A 15,966-nucleotide genomic window follows, 5' to 3' on the forward strand; every position below is an offset into this window, starting at 1 on the left:
GAGAGCAATGTATCTCACAAAGAACTCACAGATTGGCTCATCCTCAGAAGGAGTCATATGTTAAAGACTTGGTCTCTTTTCTAGGCGTCCCAATTAACCCAGTCTTGAGGCTTCAGAAACGTATCGTAAAGCTTTGCTTCAGGAGTTCCTGACTCAGGTGCATAGCTATATTCCCAGCGCACCATGGGAGGTAACGACATCAGAATCGATTCAGTACGACCGTTGGTTTGTAAGCCAAAAATGGTGCCACGGTCATAGACGAGATTGAACTCAACATAACGACCACGGCGATAAAGCTGGAAGTTACGCTGATGCTCTCCATACTCCGTATTGCGACGTTTTTCAACAATTGGAATGTAGGAGGGTAAAAATGCATCGCCACAGTCAATGGCAAACTTGAATAAATCTTCCCAATTGCGCTGTGCTGGCTGTCCTACTTGCTTGCTGTGCTGTGCAGCAGGTCCTTCTGGCTTTGGCCCACGATAAAGCTCACCAGTGCCGTCCTGATAGTCAAAGAACACACCGCCAACACCGCGAGTCTCCTGACGATGCTTAAGGTAGAAATACTCGTCGCACCACAGCTTGAACGTATTGTAGTACTCAGGATGGTTGCGATCGCATGCTTCCTTAAGCGTGCGGTGGAACTGCACCACATCTTCCTCAAAGGGATAGTAGGGAGTCAGATCAATACCACCACCAAACCACCAAACTGGGCCAGCTTCAAAATAGCGGTAGTTGAGGTGAACCGTAGGCACATAGGGATTGCGAGGATGCAACACCATTGAAGTGCCTGTCGCATAAAAGCCATGACCTTCAGCTTCAGGTCGCTGCATCAAGATGGAGGGAGGCAACCGATCACCCCACACCTCAGAGAAGTTCACACCGCCTTGTTCAAAGACATCGCCCTGCTTCATCACCCGTGAACGACCACCACCACCATCGGGGCGGGTCCACTGGTCTTCCATAAACTGACCGACACCATCAACCTCAACCAGCTTCTGACATATGCGATCTTGCAGCCCTTTAAACCCTTGGCTTACACGCTCGCGTGAATCACTAGGAGGAGCAACTGGACTAGATACCTTCTGCGTAGAAGCGATGACCATGGCGATCTTGAACTAAAAAACAAATTTAATTAAGGCTAATGCTGCTTGCCATTGTTGGAAGCCCAGTGAGGTCAAAGACTTAGGGATGCAGCTAATAATGATAATGAATCATGATTTGAGACGTTTTAAACCAAGTTGACACACAGTGTGACAATCCTTGACAAAAGCCTAAAGCTGTGTGACATCTTCGTTTCCGCCCCTGTCCTTAGATCAGCAAATAGTTGAACTGTTAACCCAAGGTTAAAATGCCTTTCAATATAAAAACTTACGTGGTCAAGTCTTGATTAGTGAGTCCCTTAACAATCAGTATTTCTGTTTCAACATTTCAACAATAGTGGAGCAGAAATCATCGCCTAGGGCTACAACAACTAAATTTGGCAGGCCACAGCCTTTAATTATGCTTCAACGCTGGTTTAAATCACTCCAACAGCATTTCCGTCGCCACAAGCCCCAGGCAAGCGGACAACTCGCTCTGAACCAGAGAAATCAAAGAACGTTAGAAAAGCACTATCAAGTTAGCAGCACGGCTTCGATCGAGGTGTTGTGGCAAAAGATCAATGATTTAGCAGATCTGGCATCCTGGCATCCACTGATCACCTCCACCAATGCCCCGACTGGCCAGGAAGCCAAGCCAGGATTGATTTATCGAGTGTTTGCCCATTGGGTACCGGTACCCATCAAAATTTTTGTAGAGAACGTACTCCCTGGTGAATACATCAGCCTGCGAATTTTTCCAGTACCAGGATTAGAAGAAAGAGCAATTTATCGTCTAGAGTCAGCCCTGTGCGGCACCCGTATTTCTTATTCCATAGAACTCAAGGGCTGGTTATCACCAGTCGCTTGGTCATTTCTACGTCCCTATGCAGCCAGGGTGGCCGACGCCTTAGCTCAAGCCGCTGAACAGGCCACTCCGTCTGGCATAGTGGCCAATAAATATCGCGATATCTTTAGCTAACAAGCAACAGGATGGATCATGGCATCGAACGTCTTTATATTTGCCATTTGCCTATTAAGGCTATAAAGACATTGCATACAACGTTTCCAACGCATCGGACATGACGTCCTAGAATGGACTGTAAATATTCTTTTAAGAATCCTATCCGTTCACATCTGTCTTTCACCAAAATGATGCCGACAACTGAGGCAATTCTGGACGTACTGCGCCCCGTCCAAGACCCTGAGCTACAGAAAAGCTTGGTAGAGCTCAATATGATCCGTAATGTGGCTGTCGATGATGGCCAGGTGAGTTTCACCCTTGTACTAACAACTCCGGCTTGTCCGCTTAAAGAATTTATTGTTGAAGACTGTGAAAAAGCAGTTAAAACCTTGCCAGGTGTAGCTTCTGTAGATGTAGAAGTCACGGCTGAGACCCCTCAACAGAAGTCATCCCTTCCCGACCAACAAGGCATTGATAAGGTCAAAAATATTTTGGCTGTTTCCAGCGGTAAAGGTGGCGTTGGTAAAAGCACTGTAGCCGTCAATATCGCTGTTTCTCTTGCCAAAGCTGGAGCCAAAGTCGGCCTACTCGATGCCGACATTTATGGCCCCAACGCACCCATCATGATGGGTGTGAAAGAAGGTAATGTCGTTGTTAGAGACGGATCTGACGGTCAGCAGGAACTGGAGCCCGCCTTCAACCATGGCGTCAAATTAGTCTCTATGGGCTTTTTGATCGATCCTGACCAGCCCGTTGTCTGGCGCGGGCCCATGTTAAACGGCATTATCCGTCAGTTTTTGTATCAGGTACAGTGGGGTGAATTAGATTATCTGATTGTAGATATGCCCCCTGGTACCGGTGATGCCCAACTCACCATGGCCCAAGCCGTCCCCATGGCGGGTGTGGTAATTGTGACTACGCCCCAGGATGTAGCCCTATCCGACGCCCGTCGCGGCTTAAAAATGTTCCAACAGCTAAACGTGCGCGTGTTAGGCATTGTGGAAAACATGAGCTACTTTGTTCCCCCCGATATGCCCGAAAAGACCTACGATATTTTTGGCTCCGGAGGTGGTGAAAAAGCTGCGGAAGCATTAGGGGTGCCCTTGCTAGGCTGTGTACCCTTAGAAATGCCAGTACGAGAAGGTGGCGATGCAGGTAAGCCAATTGTCTTGGCCCAGCCTGAGTCAGCTTCAGCGGTCGCCTTAACTAAAATTTCTCAGCAGGTAGCAGCTAAGGTTTCGGTCGCAGCGTTAACGTAGGTATTCATTTATTTTGTGGAGACGTTCCATGGAACGTCTCCACAAAATAAAAAAATTACAATTGGTTTTGTGTTTATGGCTCAAACCGCACTTCTAGGCAAATGGTTTCACCGTTGGTTGCATCCCTGGCGTGGGATTGACTGGTTGCTGTTATTGTTTCCTGTAGGTATCACGCTCTTTTCGAGTCTGTTGATTGCCAGCACCAGGTTATATACCGGTGAGACCGACCTGGCCTGGAACCACGTGATTATGTGCGTGGTTGGCGTAGTTATGTGTATGTGGATCGCCCGTAGTCGCTATGAGTCTTTACTGGAATGGCGTTGGGTTATCTACTTAATTACCAATGTCTCCTTAGTGGCTGTGATGCTGGTGGGTACGGTGGGTAACGGTGCCCAGAGCTGGCTCAGCATTGGTGGCTTTAATATTCAGCCGTCGGAATTTGCTAAAATCGGCATCATCATTACGTTAGCGGCCACCCTAAAAGACCGAGAATCCACCACATTAGTCGGCTTGATAAAGGCTCTGGCCATTACGGGAGTCCCTTGGGCTCTGATTTTTTTACAACCAGACCTTGGCACTTCGCTTGTACTGGGTGCCATCGTTTTAGGGATGCTCTACTGGAGCAATATGAATCCAGGCTGGCTGGTGATTTTGGTGTCGCCCCTGGTTGCTGCCATTATCTTTACTCTGTCGATTCCTGTATGGATTGGCTGGGTAGTGCTGGCCGGAGTCATTGCCTGGATGACGTTACCGCTGCGATGGTATAGCACGTTGATCACCGTTGTCGTCAATTCCATTGCCGGTAAGATTGGCGAGTTGCTTTGGGGACTACTTCAAGATTATCAAAGGGATCGTCTGACTTTATTTTTGAATCCTGAACAGGATCCTTTAGGAGGTGGATATCACTTAATTCAGTCAAGGATTGCCATCGGCTCAGGTCAACTGTGGGGTCGAGGCTTATTCCATGGGACCCAGACTCAGCTGAGTTTTATTCCTGAGCAGCATACGGATTTTATTTTCTCGGCCCTGGGTGAAGAACTCGGATTTATGGGTGCCCTGGTCATGGTGTTAGTCTTTTGGTTTATTTGCCTGCGGCTGATTATTATTGCTCAGCATGCAAAGGACAATTTTGGCTCACTATTGGCCATCGGTGTGCTGTCAATGATTGTATTCCAGGTGGTGGTGAATATTGGGATGACTATTGGTCTAGCCCCGATTACGGGGATTCCGCTGCCATGGATGAGCTATGGGCGATCGTCATTGCTGACGAATTTTATTGGCATCGGCATTGTGGAGTCGGTAGCGAATTTTCATCATCGGTTGAAGTTTTAAGGCATCGGTTGTGAAACTCTGGCCCACCGAGTTCAACACCCAGGTAGGTAGGGTTACCCCACACTCATATTTCTGGCATTTTTCAAAGGCTCTTATTAACCCAACATCACCAACTTTTGAGATAGCAGCAAAGGTTTTGGCGTTGTGGCAACCCAACCTACCGTTAAACTATTTATTGAAACTCTAGTGAAGCGACACCAATGATAATTTTGCCTGGCTCTCCTGTGAAGGTGATGAATGTAAACGATACATACTATGGGTTTCAAGGATTAGTACAGCGGATTACGGATGGTAAGGTGGCTGTGCTGTTTGAGGGGGGCAACTGGGATAAGCTAGTGACCTTCAGAATGTCTGAACTTGAGGTGGTTAAGCCTAAGCGCGGTAAGAAGAAGTAGGGGCTTGCCTTGTGCATGCCCATCATAAATAAAGCCTCATTTCCACTAATCAAACAAGCAGAAAGAAGGTAAGCCTGGTCAGGGCACCCACAAGGGGAGCCCCTACGGGATGTCTTTTTCTGGACAGGGTGCTAATGTACTGAAGACGTTTGTACTATGTAAACTATGCGTCTTCCTTTACCACAGCTGGCTGAGCGTGAGCGTCATCCGACCCACATTGCAGAGGTAATTGAAACGGCAACGACTGAGTTTTTGGCTCAATGTTTGGAGCCGGAAGATTTGAGTTTTCCGGCAATGCCACCCTTTGGTAGTTGGGTGAAGTCTTTTGATGAGGAAGCGGGCAATCAGATTTATGGGGTGGTTTACCATGCGACCACTAGCCCAATTGATTCGGTGCATCGGGCGCGGGCATTAGGGATGTCGCTGGAGGATTTACGTCAGCAGCAGCCGCAGATCTTTGCGATGTTGAAAACTGAATTTCGGGTGGCGATTGTCGGATTTGAGACGCCCAGTGAGCGCTACTATCAGCATTTGCCACCGCGACCACCACAGGTGCATCAGGCAGTCTATCGATGCGACCCGGATGAGGTCATCGGCTTTACGGAAGAGTTGGATTTTTTGCGGACGCTGTTGCAGGTGAGTGCGGTACCGAATGAGAGTTTGGTGGCAGCAGCGATTCGTGAGATTTATCAGCTACGGCAGTTTGAACGCGATTGGTTGGTGCTGGCTGGTCGAACGGTTGGGACTTTGCTCAAGGATGATTATGATCGACTGCGGATGATCCTCAATCAGATTCATCCTTAAACTGGCCAGCCAATTTTCTGACCAAATTGCAACGCCTTCTATGATGGACTTTACATTAAACCCACCAGAGGACGTAAATAGATTAGCCATAACAATAACGCTGGCACAACAAACAGTTACCCACTGGAATCAATGGGAAACCTGAAATAACTACATCTGGTTGGCAGTAACTTACGTGGATACTACTGCTCGATTTCCAAGGCACAAAAGTCTCTCCATCCCCAGTTTTTAGTGCTGTGGACTGGCTCAAGTTGAACACCTTAAGGAAAGAGGATTTGTCGAGAGATGGCGGGGTTGAGAGTTACTCAGCGATTCTATTTTTGTGCTAAAGATGGAGCGATTTCCAGGTTAAAAGCTGTTGCTCCTAATTTGTTGTTGAAAACCTGGTGAAAGCTTGACCCCAGATCTACCAGATAGCTTTCACTGTAGGGGGGGGCTATAAATGTAATGCCGGTGGGAATGCCATTGGATTGGAAGCCATTGGGGATTGCGATCGCACTTAAATCTAGCAAATTTACAAAGTTTGTATAATACCCCAAGTTAGAATTTAGTCCCAAAGGCTCCTTTTCAATCTCTTCAATGCGATAAACTGTTCCTGTTGTTGGCACCACTAAACAATCAATCTCTTGCCAAAGGGGCTGAATTTTTTGCTTCAATGTTTCCATTGCATATATCCCTTCAAAGGCTTGAGATGCGCTGATATCTTTGGCTTTGAGAATAATCTCACGGGTGGTAAAAAACACGCTATCCAGATTGGCTTCAACAAATGCCCCCACCGAGGCATAGCGCTCGGCCACCCAGGGGCCATTAAACAACAAGTTGTTAGCCTGCAAGAACGGTTCGTAGTCAATTTCAATACAGAGCCCACCTAAGTCTGTAAGGGTTTTGATAGCTTTGTCGTAGCAGGCTTCTACATCCGTATTGCCAAAAAACTCTCGCTGGCTGGGCACCCCAAATCGAAATGCTTGCTGGGTCTGATCAGAGCTTAAAGATGCTGGAGTAATATTGGCTGGTCGAGAGAATGGACTGTCTGGATCATATCCTTGGGCAATTTTTAGTATGGTCTGGGCATCTGTTGCCGTCAGCGAAAAAATTGAAAGACAGTCCAATGTTCTACACGCTTCAACCGTATGGCGAGTACTCAATAAGCCTCGCGTGGGTTTAAGTCCAACAATGTTGTTAAATCCAGCCGGGACCCGTCCAGAGCCCCCTGTGTCTGTGCCAATGGCAAACGCTACTAACCCATGGGCAACAGATAAGGCTGCCCCCGAACTGGATCCACCCGGAATATGGTCTTCTGAAAAAGCGTTATGGGGAGCCGTATATCCAGTGCGAATCCCTACGAGTCCTGTGGCAAACTGGTCCAGATTGGTTTTGCCGATGAGTATGGCCCCAGCATCGAGGAGTTTTTGAACGGCTGGATTAGTGTGGGTGGCATCGTAGGCAAAGGCCGGGCAGGCCGCCGATGTGGGGATGCCTGCCACATCAATACAGTCTTTGACACTGAAGGGAATGCCCCACAGAGGGAGTTGCGATCGCTGGCTTGCGGACATGTTAGTCAGAGCCATCGCTTGTTTAATTAGTGTTTCTTCCGATAGCGTGTAGATCCAAATGCCATCATCTCCACGCTGTTTTAGCTTGGTGATAATGGTTTTAATCACCTGGACAGGCGTGAGTCTTCCCTGGGTATAACGTTCTTGGAGAGAAGAGATCGTTAGGAGAATGTCTATATCGGTGTGCTGAGTCATAATTGCTTTCTTTACGGCATATGCATGGCCAAGGTCTTACTTGGTATAAAACGCAATAGGGCGAGCTATGGGAACAGCAGTATAGAGACAACGCTGTTTTCTGACAAGGGGAAACAGGGTTTGGGGACTTTGATGGATTTGTAGAAGAAAATTTATCGATCCATAAATTTTATTGATTGATAGGGATGACCGTACATAAAGATTTGTAGTAAACGATACGGCTCAAATTTCTACAGCTGTCAAAGTGTCTTCTAACGTGCGAGGTATTGACAGCAAGCTATCAGCAATCATGAGGATTGGAGGCGACCATGCAGCGATCAGTTACACGCTTTTTTAACCGGCGTAGGTTTTTTGCACTCAGCAGTTTAACAGTCTGTTCCTTAACCCTGGCAATAGCCTGTTCACCAACAGCGGACGTTAATCAAACCGTTGAAGAGACAGCAGAAACAGCTGCTGTTGCTGCATCACCGACATCAGATTTACCCAAGGTGCGGGTAGGGTTTCAGACCGGTGATATCAATAACATCACCATGGTTGCTTACAACGAGGGATACTTTGAGAAAGTGGGCCTGGATGTGGAAATGAGTCCCTACTCTTCCGGTGGGGCTATGGTGCCTGCCCTGGCAGCGGGTGAGGTGGATATTACCTGGTTCTTTCCTTTCCCCTCACTGACAGCGTTTGCCACGGGTATTGATATTGAGGTAGTGCTTTTAGACCATGCTCCCCTAACGGCAGAACGCTTGATTGCGAATGAATTGGCAGCAGATGTGCCTAGTCTCAAGGGTAAAAACGTTGGAGTGACCATTGGTACCTCAGGTCACCATTCTCTCCTGGCTGCCCTGGATCAAGCGGGGTTGAGCCAAGACGACATCAACATGGTAAATCTAAAACCGTCTGAAATGGCGGCGGCCTTCTCTGCGAAGAAGATTGATGCAGCTTGGACCTGGGAACCGGCGGCTGGTAAGCTCAATGAGCTGGGGGGTAAGGACATCGCCACAGCAAAATCAGTGGGAGCCTATGCGGTTGCCCTATGGGCCGCTCGTAAAGAGTTTGCAGAGGCCAACCCTGAGGTGATGGTCAAGTTTATGGAAGCCTGGGACATGGCCCAGCAGGATTATTTGGCCGATCTAAAATCTGGGCAAAAATGGGAAGCCGAACGTCTAAATCTGACGCCTGAAGAGTTTGGAGCCATGGTTGATCGGCAAGGATCAACAGTGGTGTTAATGGCAGATCAGCTGACTGACGAGTGGTTGGGTACCCCTGGACAGCCTGAGTCCACTAATCTGTATAAGGCTTATGAGGAATATGCTGTGTTCCTCGTGGATCAGGGTCGATTGGATAGTGCGCCAGAAGATTTGACGCCATTGATTAATTCTTCCTACGTGGCGGAATACCTGGAATCGAAATAATCTTCTAACTTTCTATCCATGCCCATTTAAAGATCTGTCTAATTTTTGTCAGCATGTCTCAATCTCCTGTCCACGCAACGGTTAGCTCCCGTGAGCAGCATGGTCAACTTGAGGGAACTCAAGCTGAGATTGTTGCGCTAGATGCCGTCTCTTTCGGGTATAGTCGCAAGCGCTTGGTGCTGCAAGACCTAAACTTGGGTATCCAGCAAGGAGAGTTTTTAACGTTGTTGGGGCCATCGGGATGTGGAAAATCGACCATCCTCAATCTGATTGCTGGATTTTACAAACCATTAGCGGGTACTGTTTCCCACGGTGGGGAGGAGGTCAAGGGGCCATCCGCCAGGCGAGGGGTGGTCTTTCAAAGCAATGCCCTCTTTGACTGGATGACGGTTGAGCAAAATATTGGGTTTGGCTTTCGGTTTCAATCGCTTTCAAAATACGAAAAGCGACATCGAGTGGCAACTATTATTAACCTGGTGGGGTTACGGGGTAATGAGCGTAAGTACCCCTATCAGCTTTCGGGGGGAATGCGGCAACGGGTGGCGGTGGCTCGGTCCATGGTGGTGCAGCCGGAGATTTTGCTGATGGATGAACCTTTTGCGGCAGTGGACGTTCAGACCCGTGAAGGGTTACAGGAGGAGTTGTTAAAGCTTCATGAGCAAGTAGCTGGGGCGATTTTGTTTGTTACCCATAGCATTGAGGAGGCTGTTTTTCTAAGCGATCGCATTGTGATTTTAGATCGCAATTTAGGCGGTATAGCCCACAATATTGAGATTCACCTGCCTGAACCCCGTTATACGGCGATGAATCGGGTGTCGGAGGCGTTTAATCAGTATCGAACGGATCTCTATTTGAAAATGAAGGCGATTAGTTAAAGGTGAAGAGATGGTTCATGGAACGTCTGTGCAGTGGAGAAACGTTCCATGGGTTTATACGTCAGAGGGGAAATAACCTGATGCAGTTGAAGGTGTCTAAACAAGACGGGGTGCCTGCTTTTAAAGGGCAGGATCTGCAAACCCAGGCATTGCGTGAGAAAGGGGTGTTGTTTTGTGTTGCGATCGCAATTCCTACCCTGATCCTCATCCTCTGGGAAACCACCACCCGCATGGGTTGGATCGACGAACTCTTTCTCCCCAGTTTGTCTGGTATTGTCACCGAGTTCTTAGCCATGACCCGCAAAGGGTATGCGGGTACTCCTGTCCTGAGTCATGTTCTAGGCAGTTTGCGGCGGGTATTCACGGCCTTTGGCATTGGTACCGTCGTTGGATTACTTCTAGGCCTGCTCATGGGTTACTACAAGTATGTTCGGGCGGCCTTTTATATCGTCACTGAGATCCTGCGACCGATTCCGCCTTTGGCATTTATCACCCTGTTTATTCTTTGGTTTGGCATTGGTGAAGTCTCTAAAATTTTAATCATCCTCTATGCCGGGGCCTTGATTGTCATGCTCAATACGATGGCAGGTGTGCAGTCTTGTCCCAAGGATAAGATTTTAGCCGCCCGCACCCTGGGGGCAAACGATCTAGCTATTTTTCTATATGTGATTCTGCCTGCGGCATTACCTAGTATCTTTACCGGTATGCGGGTAGCTCTGTCTGTGGATTTTGGTATTTTGGTCGCCGCTGAGCTGTTGGCAGGGGATATAGGCATTGGCTACATCATCCAAGATGCCAGCGTTTTCTTTAATGTAGAAGCGCTGTTTGTTGGCATTTTGATGATTGGCTTTTTTGGGGTGCTGTCCGACTTTCTCCTCAGGGCGATTGCATCAAAAGTCGTGCATTGGCAGGGGTAAAAGTCCGTTGGTGTTAGGGATGTGTGAGAAAAGAAGAAATCGTTTTGAGGCTTGGCAATATCTGGTTGCTACTGTGTGTACACAAGTTCTGGAGACTAGTGCTTGCGGTCGCTTTACCCCCTCTAACTTCCCCTTACCAAGGGGGAGGACCGGAGCTTCCTCCCTTACCGAGGGCAGGGTCGTTTCGTGTTCACCAGAGAAAATCTGTAAGGCTTATTACTTTGTTCATACTGAATCGAGATATGATCGGAGGGAACCAAAACCGGTTGCTTGGGGTCCCTCCGAGTTCCCCAAACCCCCATGGCTAGGACCGGGAGGCCGCCCTAGGACCCAGCCTACTGAGTTGTCCTCAATTGCATTAAAGTAGGGGTTACGGCGGGGTCGATTAATCAGGTTATCGCATTGTTGTTTGGCCCACCTCCAAGTAGAGCATGCTTTTCCTCAAATGAGCTTTCAATGCCTTCAGATTTTCTGTCCAGACAATGAAACAGCCCTGCCTTGGTAAGGGGGAAACTCCAGTCCTCCCCCTTACCAAGGGGGAGTTAGAGGGGGTGATGCAACCGCGAACGCTAGTATCCAGGACTTATGTGTACACCGTAGGGTTTTAGACAAAAAGGGTTTTGTCCATTTTTATAATGTTCTAAATCTCTCCTGATGAATCTCTTTACCCAGCTATCCATGATGTCAGAGTCTGGTCTGAAATACGACTGTGGATTCCCATGGTGCGGATTTCCAGAGGGCGCAAAGTGCTGGTACAAGGCATAGCCTAAAAGAGAACAATATTTCAATAAATCCTGCCAGGCGTTAAGATGTGCATAGATTAGATTTATTAGGAATAAATCCTATAAAGGAGCTATGCACATTCTAGATAATCTGCCGGAAAATCTTGCTGACTGTCGCTATTGCTCCCAGGTCTCTAAGGCCAATGGCGAAGATCCCATTGGTTCAGCCCCTCAGATAGATTACTGGCTAATTGTGGAAGTTCCTCAGCCCTGGCCCATCACAATGGCTACAGATAATCCAGCTATCAGTCAGATATTTCCGCTGATCAAAAAGCTGATTTTTAGACGGGGAGTAATAGTGAGACCGATTGCGATCGCACCCGATCCCGACTATTCTGCCCCCGGCTTTACCCGCGTTCTGTATTACTCGCGTCCCGCAAAACAGTTTGCCAAGTACCTGAAAGAAGAATACCTGGTCCCCGAAGCTCTCACCATTGAGCTGGTTCTGGGCCTCTTAAATCGCCTATTGGGCAAAAAAAATCCGGTCAAGTCTTTTGCCACCTACCAACAAGAGACTCAACATATACGAGAGATGCTAGTGTGCACCCACACCCAGGTTGATCTGGCCTGTGGCCGATTTGGCACTCCCATATATCGCCAGTTACGCAAACAATTTGGTCAGTCCCATGTTCGGGTATGGCAAAGCACTCACTTTGGTGGTCATCAGTTTGCCCCCACATTAATTGACCTACCCACAGGACAGTTTTGGGGGCACTTAGAGTCGGGTCTCCTAACACATCTGATGCAGCGCAGCGGCGATCAACGCCAGCTTGCATTATGCTATCGGGGCTGGGCAGGCGTTAACAAGTTTGAGCAGATGGCTGAGCGAGCGGTCTGGCAACAAGAAGGATGGGACTGGTTTAACTGCCCGAGAACTGTTAAAACCACCAGTAAGGGACTGACGGGAATTAAAAAACTTGCTTATCCGATCTTGAAAATCATTCCTATTAAATTGTTGCAGCTCTGGTTAGACCGCTGGACCAAAGGTGCAACCTGGGTCAATATGAGCGTTAGCTATGAGACATCCTCTGGCACTGGCATATATAAGGTTACCGTTAAAGAGAAAGATGAAATTATCAGTGCTGGTAGTTCTGCAACCGAGGCCAATCAAACCATAAAGCTGAAACCCGTCAAACAATACCAGATAGTACACTCCGTTAAAATCGTCTGAGCTTATGAATGCAACGATGGTGTAACCGTGATGCCCATGCCCAACGTTTGACCGTGTAATGAATTCAATACCTTTAGTCTGATGGCCCATTTTCTGTAATTTCGGGGTCATCGGCTATTTACTGCCTACTAGTACTGTGTGGTGTGTGTGGTGTGTGTGGCGTGTGTGGCGTAAGTTTGACCACTATCAAATGTGGATGGGGTGATCAGCCAGGAGATGATATTTACTAACGGCTGTAAGCCTATTGGGTGGGTGTTTATTGGTAACAAGGTATGAAGGGTAAATTTATTTTCTATGCCCCGATCTAACCTAAGTACCTCAGAACTTGTTACATTAAACAGCTGGCATCAATGAACACAGTCTATGGAAAAAACTAATACTAAAACGTTTGCTATTTTGGCCCCTGTGCCAGAACATCATTTGGTCTCGGGGCTTGATGCGATTACTCGCCAGCTGGACGATGATGCGATTGAGACACAACCCATGGTAGCCTTAGGCAGCAATGCCTTTGAAGTTTTTGGGCAAGCAGATGCATTGCGTAAAGATCGCATGGCCGATGTTTATATTTATGCATCCCATGCAGATAATCCCACTTTAAATCCCCAGGCGACCTGGAGGGCAACTTACATTAAACAGGTTCATTCTCGTCGAGGTCGCTATCCTGGCAAAGCGATACATCGCCCAGAAACAACCGCCACTGACAAACCCACCTGGGCCGTTTTTTGGTTACTCAAAGATTTAGAAAAACTTCAACCCCCTTTGCCCATCGGTAAGATGAAGGCATTAGGCAAAAAATCTAATTATCCTCCCCGTTTTCTACCGGAAGGGCCAGTGTTGATAGAACATCCCATGCTTAGACGTCTCTTAGCCTAAGCCTCTGACAATAGCAAAGTCTGATAGTCATGGCGGTTTTGCGGGCCGATGATATTATTTTGGTAATTCTCGGCTACGCACGGTAATTCTCGGCTAAACACGGTTTTTCTCAGCTAAATACGGTCTCAGGACTGGGTGGTGGATCTGTTTGGGAGGTGCGATCGCAAATTCTAAGCGGCCATAGCCGGAGACAGTAAGACATTTTTACCAATGTCAATCATGCATTTGACCATAAGAATTTTATTTAACCAGATATAACCCTGATCTACCAGCTAGTAGATGAAGAACTACTAGCCTATGCACTGGTATTGGTATATCCAAACAACTCTGAAATGGAGGCAGCTATTGCTTAACTTTTCAATCGTCAGGAAAGCCAGGACCATCTACGAGCAATGGGTATTATCCCTGTTGCTAATTTAAATTCCTAACTATCGAAAGTAGGTAGGGTCACAAATCTACCGATATAACGTTATTAGCTCAACTGGTAGTCCTATGACCGTGGACAATTGCCTCAAATGTGAATCCGTTCGTGAGGAACATGTTCTCCAACATTTAACCTTCCGAGGCTATGCTCTAATTGAGCAGCTCAGCACGTTCCAAGATGTCGTCACCTACGTCGCCAGAGATAACCGCGAACCTGAAGGGTGTTATTGTCTTGTACGCGTGTTACCGATAAATAACAATGACGAACCGATTTTAGAATTGTTTCAGCCAACACCCAGCATCTCAGCGGCAGCTCAACTGCTAGGTGGGTTTCAAGTAGACAGTTACAGCTATCTCATTCGTCAATATATTCCTGGACAACCGCTGACTTGGGAAATTCCAAATCAGATAGGCTGGAATGGCAATCAGGTCATTAACCTGCTGCGGTCAATTTTGAAAACGCTGGTCCAATGTCATCAAGAAGGTGCCGTTCATGGCAATCTTCACCCCAATAATGTGATCCGTCGACCTGATGGACAGCTGATATTGACGGATTTTACCGGTACCCAAGGACGCTATCACCAAACCCTGAGACGGCATAAGGTGGGCCTTAGAAGTAACATTTTAGGACTATTAGAACATCCTGCCTACGCCGCTCCCGAACAATGGCAAGGCTGTCATCAACCCAGCAGCGACATCTATGCACTAGGAATGTTAGGGTTGCAGTTTCTTCTTGGTCGCCAGTCTTGGACTTCTGAAACGCAGCTCCATCAACTGCTTAGTAGTCTACCTTATCAGCCGTTGGTAACTATCCTTAAGCGCATGGTTAATAGCATCCCAGACCAGCGCTATATGAATGCTCAGATCGCACTGTTTGCTCTAGATAATGTTCAATTAGACGACCAGCAACAACGACCAGCACCCATAGAACAACAACGAAGAGAGCAAGAAAACAAACTTCCACAAGCCCCCTTGATCTTAGGAGATTCCTGGCAGCGACAGCCAAACCATTATCAACTCAGTCAAATGGAGCGTAGGCTCCTAGACTATGATGGGATGCTAGATCAGCGCTCACTCCCAGCCTCTCTGCCAAGTAAAGAACCATCAGCCAATGCTTTACTCCAGTCTAAATCAAGTCCCGACACGTTGCCAGTTGTCAAATCGCAGGTAGCCTTACTTTCTATCGAGTCAGAGTTAAACGTACTATCCCGTGACTCAACGTTTGTTCATCCAGAACTGGTGAACACAGAGACCTTAGTCCTAGCCTCTATGTCACTAGAGGCAGTCTCCATAGAAGATTTATCCCAACCGACTATCGTTGAGGCAACCATAGCCTATGCCAACCCTACTGTTATTGAAGGCTCAAAAGAAACACTGCTGATGGCTCCTGAGCTGCCTAAAGAGTCACCTGGTTCAAAAATATCTCACTTTAAGTGGACACCAGCTGTCTTGGCAATGACCACATCAGTGGGTGGCGTTATTCTCTACCAAAATTGGAACTATCTCAATCAAGACGTCACCGCAGCACCAGATACTTCATCCAAGGTTATTACTGATGATATAGAGGTTGCTCAAACTAACCGTGACTCAGTCCCCATTCCTGTGCCAGAGACTCCCGGCGAATTTGATGTTCGTCCCAGCTTTAGCCAGTCTCAAGCTGAATACAGCGAGAAGCAAGAAATCATGGCCCAAACCCTGTTGCACGCAGCCTATAAGCAAGCTGCTATTGAAAACTTTGAGCAAGCCTTGAACTATTTACATCAGGTGCCCACCCACACCAAAGCCCATCACACGGCTTTAAAAAAGATTGAAGAATATTCGCAAAAAGCAGTAATTAAAGGCCTCTAGTATCCGATGGCAGAAACTTGGCAGCCATTGCCCCCTATCTCCCCGTCGCTAGTTTAATGTTCGCTATGGTTTATCGTCCTTCTCTTC

General features: G+C 47.6%; 13 protein-coding genes. 11 read left to right on the forward strand and 2 right to left on the reverse strand.

The window, feature by feature from the left end; all coding sequences use genetic code 11:
- Window positions 1-80: 80 nt before the first annotated feature.
- A complete protein-coding gene (gene hemF / locus DXZ20_RS24930) occupies window positions 81-1,106 on the reverse strand; it encodes an oxygen-dependent coproporphyrinogen oxidase (protein ID WP_163701758.1) in 1,026 nt (341 codons plus the stop codon).
- Between the two features lie 397 nt (window positions 1,107-1,503).
- On the opposite strand from hemF, the gene DXZ20_RS24935 reads away from it, so the two are divergent.
- The 5 genes from DXZ20_RS24935 to DXZ20_RS24955 all read left to right on the forward strand — a co-directional run bounded on the left by DXZ20_RS24935 (window position 1,504) and on the right by DXZ20_RS24955 (window position 5,833).
- Complete coding sequence (locus DXZ20_RS24935) at window positions 1,504-2,061, forward strand: SRPBCC family protein (RefSeq protein ID WP_163668884.1); 558 nt, start codon at window positions 1,504-1,506, stop codon at window positions 2,059-2,061.
- Window positions 2,062-2,234: 173 nt separating this feature from the next.
- Window positions 2,235-3,302 carry an Mrp/NBP35 family ATP-binding protein gene (locus tag DXZ20_RS24940; RefSeq protein WP_163671793.1) on the forward strand — a complete coding sequence of 356 codons (1,068 nt, stop codon included), beginning with the start codon at window positions 2,235-2,237 and terminating at the stop codon, window positions 3,300-3,302.
- A 75-nt stretch (window positions 3,303-3,377) separates the two neighbouring features.
- Window positions 3,378-4,634, forward strand: coding sequence for a rod shape-determining protein RodA (gene rodA / locus DXZ20_RS24945; RefSeq protein WP_163668886.1), 1,257 nt, complete (start codon window positions 3,378-3,380; stop codon window positions 4,632-4,634).
- 200 nt (window positions 4,635-4,834) lie between these two features.
- Window positions 4,835-5,029 carry an NAD(P)H dehydrogenase subunit NdhS gene (locus tag DXZ20_RS24950; RefSeq protein ID WP_163701759.1) on the forward strand — a complete coding sequence of 65 codons (195 nt, stop codon included), beginning with the start codon at window positions 4,835-4,837 and terminating at the stop codon, window positions 5,027-5,029.
- 165 nt (window positions 5,030-5,194) lie between these two features.
- Window positions 5,195-5,833, forward strand: a complete 639-nt coding sequence (locus tag DXZ20_RS24955) for an HAS-barrel domain-containing protein (RefSeq protein ID WP_163668888.1) — start codon at window positions 5,195-5,197, stop codon at window positions 5,831-5,833.
- Window positions 5,834-6,147: 314 nt separating this feature from the next.
- On the opposite strand, the gene atzF is transcribed toward DXZ20_RS24955, so the two are convergent.
- Window positions 6,148-7,581 carry an allophanate hydrolase gene (gene atzF, locus DXZ20_RS24960; RefSeq protein WP_163701761.1) on the reverse strand — a complete coding sequence of 478 codons (1,434 nt, stop codon included), beginning with the start codon at window positions 7,579-7,581 and terminating at the stop codon, window positions 6,148-6,150.
- A gap of 308 nt (window positions 7,582-7,889) precedes the next feature.
- Here atzF and DXZ20_RS24965 point away from each other — a divergent pair, with 308 nt between their 5' ends.
- The 6 genes from DXZ20_RS24965 (at window position 7,890) to DXZ20_RS24990 (ending at window position 15,879) form a co-directional block, all read left to right on the forward strand.
- Window positions 7,890-8,990 carry a taurine ABC transporter substrate-binding protein gene (locus DXZ20_RS24965; RefSeq protein WP_163701763.1) on the forward strand — a complete coding sequence of 367 codons (1,101 nt, stop codon included), beginning with the start codon at window positions 7,890-7,892 and terminating at the stop codon, window positions 8,988-8,990.
- 53 nt (window positions 8,991-9,043) lie between these two features.
- Window positions 9,044-9,865 (forward strand): ABC transporter ATP-binding protein, encoded by an 822-nt coding sequence (locus DXZ20_RS24970; RefSeq protein ID WP_163668894.1) that lies wholly within the window; start codon window positions 9,044-9,046, stop codon window positions 9,863-9,865.
- A 17-nt stretch (window positions 9,866-9,882) separates the two neighbouring features.
- On the forward strand, window positions 9,883-10,782 hold the full coding sequence (locus DXZ20_RS24975; RefSeq protein WP_250565916.1) for an ABC transporter permease: 900 nt from the start codon (window positions 9,883-9,885) through the stop codon (window positions 10,780-10,782).
- An 855-nt stretch (window positions 10,783-11,637) separates the two neighbouring features.
- Window positions 11,638-12,735, forward strand: a complete 1,098-nt coding sequence (locus DXZ20_RS24980) for a ferredoxin family protein (RefSeq protein ID WP_163701765.1) — start codon at window positions 11,638-11,640, stop codon at window positions 12,733-12,735.
- Between the two features lie 363 nt (window positions 12,736-13,098).
- Window positions 13,099-13,608 carry a hypothetical protein gene (locus DXZ20_RS24985; RefSeq protein WP_163701766.1) on the forward strand — a complete coding sequence of 170 codons (510 nt, stop codon included), beginning with the start codon at window positions 13,099-13,101 and terminating at the stop codon, window positions 13,606-13,608.
- 492 nt (window positions 13,609-14,100) lie between these two features.
- Window positions 14,101-15,879, forward strand: coding sequence for a serine/threonine protein kinase (locus tag DXZ20_RS24990; protein WP_163701768.1), 1,779 nt, complete (start codon window positions 14,101-14,103; stop codon window positions 15,877-15,879).
- Window positions 15,880-15,966: the final 87 nt, after the last annotated feature.

The organism is Adonisia turfae CCMR0081 (assembly GCF_011009555.1).
GTDB classification, from domain to species: domain Bacteria; phylum Cyanobacteriota; class Cyanobacteriia; order Phormidesmidales; family Phormidesmidaceae; genus Leptothoe; species Leptothoe turfae.